This window comes from Alteromonas sp. AMM-1 (assembly GCF_047290655.1).
In the GTDB taxonomy this organism is placed as follows: domain Bacteria; phylum Pseudomonadota; class Gammaproteobacteria; order Enterobacterales; family Alteromonadaceae; genus Alteromonas; species Alteromonas mangrovi.
In genome coordinates this window covers 1-6,794 of record NZ_JBLBUE010000177.1, presented here as the reverse complement: position 1 = coordinate 6,794, position 6,794 = coordinate 1, and the positions used below count along the sequence as shown (strand labels likewise).

Sequence of the window (6,794 nt, the reverse complement as noted above, 5' to 3'; positions counted from 1 at the left end):
TTTTCATTAACTTCAGGGTGTTATCGTCGCCCTGAAGCCGGTTGATATGGGTATAGCCGGCAAGGTCGGCGAATAACACGGTTACACAGGTGTACTTGCGAGTAACACCTAACGGCCATAATGACTCGGGTTTATGTGGCTCATTCGGCAGGAGTTTGGTTAGCACTGACACAGACTGAATATGCGCAGCACGGAGTTTTTGCCAACGCAGCAAGGCCATGCGTTGGAATACTATGTAAATACAAATGCAAATAGCACCCAGTGTCAAATCGTTACAATATTGAATAAGTCCGCTATTGGGTACTTTCACAAACTGTAAGGTACTGATCCCGACATAAAGTAATGACGCTGTCGCGACCAGTGAGTGTTGGATAAAGCGCTCCTGGCGAGTGAAAACAAATCCGGCAATTACCAGTGACAATAACAAAAAATAGTGACTATTGTTAACTTGCGGCCATAGCGCAACGGCAAAAGTCAAGTAACTGAAATACAGAATGAATAGGCCCGTTTTAGCTTTGGTGGTGGTCAAGTCTCCACGTTGCTTCACTAACAACGTTAAGGCAATCAAATAAGCACACCACACCGCAATTTTAAAATGATTTACAGGACTTTCTAATAAAATCAACGGTAACTGCAATGCAAGCATTACACAGTACAAGTGCAGAACCAGTGTTAAAATGTGTTGCAAATAGTGCCCGGTGGATTCCGGTGACTTTGCAGAAAAAGAAGAAATCATGGTAGCCCTCACTTATAGCAAGCGCTACCAGATTAACAGCAGAGGCTTAGCCCAGTAACTGATCTACCAGACGGATTGCATCACCAATATAAGCTTGTGGCGTTAATTGCTTCAACTGCGCTTTTGCAGCTTCAGGCATTTCCAATCCGTCGATAAATTCAGCAATCACTTCCGCATTCACTTTCTTACCGCGCGTCAGTTCTTTCAGCTTTTCGTATGGCTTTTCGATGCCGTAACGACGCATAACTGTTTGGATTGGCTCAGCCAGCAATTCCCAGTTGTTGTTCAGTTCGTTTAGCAGACTCTGTTCATTGACTTCTAACTTGCTGATCCCTTTAAGCGAAGCCTGATACGCAATTACAGTGTAGCCAACGCCTACGCCCAGGTTTCGCAATACGGTTGAATCAGTAAGGTCACGCTGCCAGCGTGAAACAGGTAGCTTAGCCGCCAAGTGGTCGAAAATGGCGTTGGCAAGACCCAGGTTGCCTTCTGAGTTTTCAAAGTCGATTGGGTTAACTTTGTGCGGCATGGTAGATGAACCGATTTCGCCAGCGACGGTTTTTTGCTTAAAGTGACCCAGTGCAATGTAACCCCACACATCGCGATCAAAGTCGATCAGGATGGTGTTAAAACGCGCAATAGCATCAAACAACTCAGCAATGTAGTCATGCGGTTCAATCTGTGTGGTGAATGGGTTCCAGGTGATACCAAGGCTGGTCACAAACTTCTCAGAGATTGCATGCCAGTCTAGCTCAGGGTACGCAGACAAGTGAGCATTGTAGTTACCTACCGCGCCATTTATTTTACCCAGAATGCTTACGGCTGCGATTTGTTCACGCTGACGCTTTAAACGTACCGCAACGTTAGCCATTTCCTTACCCATAGTGGTAGGCGACGCTGGCTGGCCGTGGGTACGTGCCATCATAGGCACAGTGCGGTATTTACGCGCTAAGTCCGTTATGGCATCAATCAACTGATCTGCATAGGGCAGGATTACCGTGTCACGTGCTGCATTGCACATCAGCGCGTGAGACAGATTGTTGATATCTTCTGATGTACAGGCGAAGTGAATAAACTCACTAATGGCGTTTAATTCACTATTGCTGGCCACTTTTTCTTTCAGGAAGTACTCAACCGCTTTTACGTCGTGGTTGGTCGTGCGCTCAATCTCTTTGATACGACGGGCGTCATCAACGGAAAACTCAGCAACAATGCTATCCAATAGCGCATTTGACTGGGGTGAAAACGCTGGAACTTCCTGAATACCTTCCTGGTTAGAAAGCATTTGTAACCAGCGTACTTCCACTTCAACACGGTACTTAAGTAAGCCATATTCGCTGAATATGTGTCTTAATTCGCTACATTTCGAGGCATACCGACCATCGACCGGAGAAATCGCCGTTAATTGGGAAAGATCCACCTTTTGCTCCTCAATCAATTAATTAGTCTAAGCGCTTGTTTGGCGCTTTGCAGTATAGATTTACGTTTAAATATGATCTGTCGCCGCTGTCCGCCCATCTGACGCCACAAAACTGCGGCGCGAACACCCGCGAGTAATAACGCTCTTACGCGGTGTTGGTTCAAGGGCTGACTTAAATTATTTGGATTACCCGCGATTTGAATTTTGGGGGCGAGGGGACTGATCACGTCAGAATAAATACTCGCCAATGATTGCAATATCTGCGGGTTATCGAAATCAATGTGAGCCAATTGGCGCTGCACGTGGGCTATGCGCTCACCCAGCATCGCCATGGCTTTTTTATTGCGGGCCAATTTGCGCTCCAGTCCCAGAATACTGGCTACATAACGGGTGATTTCAGTGTCTTTTTTACTGTTGTGATCACCCAGTTGCGCCACAATAACCTGGAATCCCTGCTTGAGGTTTTCCAATTGGCCGAATATTTGCTGAGGTGTGTCGGATTCCGTCACCAGAATGCTCGACAGGCTGGCTTCTACAGCCATGGTATCGGCTTGCCCGGTTCGCGCAACAGACTGCACCAATTGCGCTGCCTGACATACGCCGGCCAATCCTAATTGCTGTTCAATACTGGCGTCTAACATTCGCGAATATAACTCTCGATAATACCACCACCCAGGCACACTTCGTCCTGATAGAAGACCGCAGACTGACCAGGTGTCACTGCTTTCTGAGGTGTGTCAAATTTCACTTCAACCTGGCCGTTATCCAGTGGCGTAATAACACAAGGAATATCCTGCTGGCGGTAACGGGTTTTGACTACTGCTCTGAACGGCGATTCTGGTTGCTTACGGTTAACCCAGTGTAATTGATTAGCAATCAGGCCATCGGAGAACAGGCGAGGGTGATTGGCCCCTTGCCCAACCACTAATACGTTGCGGGCAACATCTTTGTCTACGACATACCAGGGTTCATCGCCGAAGTCTTTTAAGCCGCCAATATGCAACCCTTTGCGCTGACCCAGTGTGTGATACATCAGACCTTCGTGGGTCCCAATTTCTTCGCCTTCAGCGGTTTCGATTACGCCTGGCTGCGCAGGTAAATATCGGCTCAGGAAGTCTTTAAATTTCCGCTCGCCAATAAAACAAATACCGGTACTGTCTTTTTTATCGTGGGTAATTAACCCTTGTTGTTCGGCGATCTCGCGCACTCGGGGCTTTTCAATTTCGCCAACCGGGAATAGCGTCTTAGCAACGTGTTCTTCGCCTAAGGTGTACAAAAAGTAGCTTTGATCTTTATTGTCATCCAGCCCGCGTAGCATTTGCCAGTGACCATCCACCTCGCGGCGACGCACGTAGTGCCCGGTGGCAATATAGTCTGCACCTAAATCTTCGGCAGCGTATTCCAGAAAAGCTTTGAATTTAATTTCTTTGTTACACATGATGTCCGGGTTAGGCGTGCGTCCGGCTTTGTATTCTTCCAAAAAGTACTCAAATACGTTGTCCCAGTACTCTGCAGCAAAGTTGATTGTGTGTAACTCAATGCCGAGTTTATCAGCAACGGCCTGGGCATCAGCCAGGTCTTCGGCGGCTGCGCAATACTCATCGTTGTCGTCTTCTTCCCAGTTTTTCATAAACAAGCCTTCAACCTGATAGCCCTGTTGCATTAGCAGGTAGGCCGACACAGATGAATCCACACCGCCGGACATACCGACAATGACTTTTTGTTTAGTTGGGGTAACCGACATAGTGTTTATTGCGTGCTCTTAACCGTTTTATGGGGCGCGGATTCTAACAGAATTCCATGTGTATGGCACGAATTTAGCGCGATTTATTATGCCTTTTTGGCATTTTACGTGATGCGGGCGCAGCAGATTTTCGATGCGAACCGGGTTTGCGTTTATCTGATTTCGCAAGTGGCGCCATATCAGGACCAGGCATACTTACGAACTGGCCGTTTTCGATGCCATCAATCGTCCAGTTACCAACCCGATAGCGGATCAGTCTGAGGGTGGGGTATCCCACGTGAGCTGTCATTCGCCTGACCTGACGGTTACGCCCTTCCGAAATGGTAATGCTTAGCCAACTGGTGGGAATATTTTTGCGCTCCCGAATGGGGGGATCGCGTTCCCATACTGGCGGCGGTGCAATTCGGCTGACATTGGCCGGCAGTGTCATACCGTCTTTCAGTTCTACCCCTTGTTCAAGTGCCTGGATGGCCTGATTGTCGACATCACCCTCCACCTGCACCCAATAAGTTTTGCTGGTTTTGGCTTTCGGGTGAGTAAGTTTGTGCTGAAGTGCGCCGTTATCTGTGAGTACCAGTAAGCCTTCAGAATCGCGGTCAAGTCGCCCCGCGGCATACACACCTGGCAGGTCGATATAATCTTTGAGGGTTTTTCTGCCATCTTCGTCCGTAAATTGCGACAGAACCATAAAGGGCTTGTTGAAAAGAATGATAGTAGAAGACATACCGTTACCGAAATTTGAACCGGTAAGCAGTTTACCAAACCTGTAGTTTTTCCACAGCCTGCCAGATAAATTTGTCAAAAATCGCCTTCCAAGGTGAAAATTTAAGCAAAAAAAGAAGTTTTTCACCCGAACGCTGTAATTAAGACAAAGGTATGACTTGTAACTGATTCGCTTGACCCTATACTAAAGGCCTTAAAAATTTTCACGCGCAACGCATGCTATGATGTTGGCCTGATCAGTGACAGAAAATTCGCTTGGTAATACCAATTTACATTGCCGAGCTTTTTGCGTGCGTGATTATAAAAGTCTGTCAGGTTGATGAAAACTACAAACAGGAATAAGACGATCTTGTTGCCCTACAGGCCACAGGTATTTGTTGAACGGAAAAATACGCAGTCTGCTACTGCAACTATTGAGGTACAGAATGACCACTCGTAAGTCGACAATTATTTACACAAAAACCGATGAAGCGCCAATGTTGGCAACCTACTCATTTCTCCCTATTATCCGCCGCTTTGCAAGTGCAGCAGATATTGAGATTGAAGTGAGTGATATCTCGCTGGCCGCTCGTATACTGGCTAATTTCCCTGATTACTTAACTGATGATCAAAAAGTACCTGATGCACTCACTGAGCTTGGCGATTTAACACAGGATCCTGATGCAAACATCATCAAGTTGCCAAATATCAGTGCTTCTATTCCACAGCTTCGCGCTGCAATCAAAGAACTAAACGCTATTGGTTTTAACGTTCCAGCCTATCCGGAAGATCCGCAGTCTGACGAAGACAAAGATGTACGCGATCGTTACGGTAAAGTGTTAGGTTCTGCGGTGAACCCGGTATTGCGCGAAGGTAACTCCGATCGCCGTGCACCAGCAGCAGTAAAAAACTATGCGAAAAAGCATCCGCATTCCATGGGGGAGTGGAGCCAGGCTTCACGTACACACGTAGCCCACATGCGCGGCGGCGATTTCTACTCTGGTGAGAAATCGGTAACGGTTGAAAAAGCAGGACATGTAAGTATTGAGTTTACTGGTACTGACGGCAGCAAGAAAACCCTTAAGCCACGCGTTGATTTACTGGCAGGTGAAGTCATCGATGGCATGTTCATGAGTAAAAAAGCCCTGTGTAAGTTCTTCGAAGAGCAAATCGAAGACGCTAAAAACACCGGCGTTTTATTCTCACTGCACGTTAAAGCCACCATGATGAAGGTCTCTCACCCAATCGTGTTTGGTCACTGCGTTAAAGTGTTCTACAAAGAACTGTTCGATAAATACGGCGAACTGTTCGATGAGTTAGGCGTTAACCCAAATAACGGGTTGGGCAGTGTATACGACAAAATTTCTACCCTGCCTGAGTCACAGCGTTCTGAAATTCAGCGCGACATCAACGCGGTATACGCGGATCGCCCTTTACTGGCGATGGTTAACTCAGATAAAGGTATTTCAAACCTGCACGTTCCCAGCGACGTTATCGTTGATGCGTCGATGCCAGCGATGATCCGTAACTCTGGTCAAATGTGGGGGCCAGATGGTCGTCCATACGACACCAAAGCGGTTATCCCTGAAAGTACTTATGCCACAATTTATCAGGAAGTCATTAACTTCTGTAAAACGCATGGTGCATTCGATCCGACCACGATGGGTACGGTGCCTAACGTAGGTCTGATGGCTCAAAAAGCGGAAGAATACGGTTCACACGATAAAACCTTCGAAATGCACGCTGACGGTAAAGTGCAAATCATCGACCAGGACGGCACTGTTCTGATCGAGCACAACGTTGAAGAAGGCGATATCTGGCGTATGTGTCAGGCTAAAGACCTGCCGATTCAGGATTGGGTGAAACTGGCCGTTACACGTGCACGTCAGTCTGGTATGCCTGCGGTATTCTGGCTGGACGATGAGCGCGCGCACGATGCACAGCTGATCAAGAAAGTTGAGAAATACCTGAAGGATCACAACACTGATGGTCTGGATATCTCTATTATGTCTCCTGTACGTGCGATCCGTTATTCAATGGAACGCGCAATCCGCGGATTAGACACGATTTCTGTTACCGGTAACGTACTGCGTGACTACCTCACTGACTTGTTCCCAATTCTTGAACTGGGTACCAGTGCGAAAATGCTGTCAATCGTGCCTCTGATGGCCGGTGGCGGTTTGTATGAGACT

The 6,794-nt window shown here is 47.3% G+C and carries 5 protein-coding genes and 1 pseudogene; 1 reads left to right on the top strand and 5 read right to left on the bottom strand.

All coding sequences use genetic code 11. The features are described from left to right. The 5 genes and pseudogenes from ACLR2L_RS17635 to ACLR2L_RS17615 all read right to left on the bottom strand — a co-directional run. The coding region (locus tag ACLR2L_RS17635; protein WP_413369997.1) for a hypothetical protein at window positions 1-736 on the bottom strand (736 nt) is incomplete at its 3' end. A gap of 46 nt (window positions 737-782) precedes the next feature. Then, window positions 783-2,156 carry an adenylosuccinate lyase gene (gene purB / locus ACLR2L_RS17630; protein ID WP_413369994.1) on the bottom strand — a complete coding sequence of 458 codons (1,374 nt, stop codon included), beginning with the start codon at window positions 2,154-2,156 and terminating at the stop codon, window positions 783-785. Between the two features lie 14 nt (window positions 2,157-2,170). Beyond that, window positions 2,171-2,797: a high frequency lysogenization protein HflD gene (hflD, locus tag ACLR2L_RS17625; RefSeq protein ID WP_413369992.1), complete on the bottom strand. Its 627-nt coding sequence runs from the start codon at window positions 2,795-2,797 to the stop codon at window positions 2,171-2,173. Then, window positions 2,791-3,900, bottom strand: coding sequence for a tRNA 2-thiouridine(34) synthase MnmA (gene mnmA, locus ACLR2L_RS17620; protein WP_140956811.1), 1,110 nt, complete (start codon window positions 3,898-3,900; stop codon window positions 2,791-2,793). The genes hflD and mnmA overlap by 7 nt, the downstream gene beginning before the upstream one ends. 196 nt (window positions 3,901-4,096) lie before the next feature. Then, window positions 4,097-4,624, bottom strand: a pseudogene (locus ACLR2L_RS17615) (rRNA large subunit pseudouridine synthase E); the annotation flags it as partial. Between the two features lie 424 nt (window positions 4,625-5,048). On the opposite strand from ACLR2L_RS17615, the gene ACLR2L_RS17610 reads away from it, so the two are divergent. Beyond that, window positions 5,049-6,794 (top strand): NADP-dependent isocitrate dehydrogenase (locus tag ACLR2L_RS17610; protein ID WP_413369990.1); only part of this gene is annotated, 1,746 nt, incomplete at its 3' end.